Raw genomic sequence first — 368 nt, 5'->3', positions numbered from 1 at the left:
AAAAATATGAATAATTGGATTGAAACATCAGGAAGCCCATTTGTCATTGTTGAGCAACAATATGCCCATCAATGGAAGGGTCAAGAAAACTACAATGCTATATGTAGCGTAACAGATTACTTGGGGAAAATCTATATAGACAATCATGTCTTATTGGTAATGGGAGATGAACCGATGGCTACACGCATAGTAAATAAAGATGGAGCAATTTTAATAATTCGTTGGAAGTATGCTCCCGATTATCTAACGGTGGAAAAACTTCTGGAGAATGATATAGTAACTGGGGCAGAACCGATAGAAGAAGTTGAAGTAAAATGGGATTCTACTGAATTAGTCCTATTTGATTCTTTGTCTCCCTATTGTGAAGC

Annotated in this window: 1 protein-coding gene; it reads left to right on the top strand. The window is 36.4% G+C overall.

Translation table 11 applies throughout. From position 1 onward, the window contains the following. Positions 1-6 precede the first annotated feature (6 nt). The coding region (locus DWW52_RS20765) for an Imm21 family immunity protein (protein ID WP_149949214.1) at positions 7-368 on the top strand (362 nt) is incomplete at its 3' end.

It is taken from the genome of Odoribacter sp. AF15-53, assembly GCF_003479425.1.
In the GTDB taxonomy this organism is placed as follows: Bacteria; Bacteroidota; Bacteroidia; order Bacteroidales; family Marinifilaceae; genus Butyricimonas.
The sequence above is the reverse complement of the archived record's forward strand: the minus strand, read 5'-3'. Positions and strand labels throughout refer to the sequence as shown.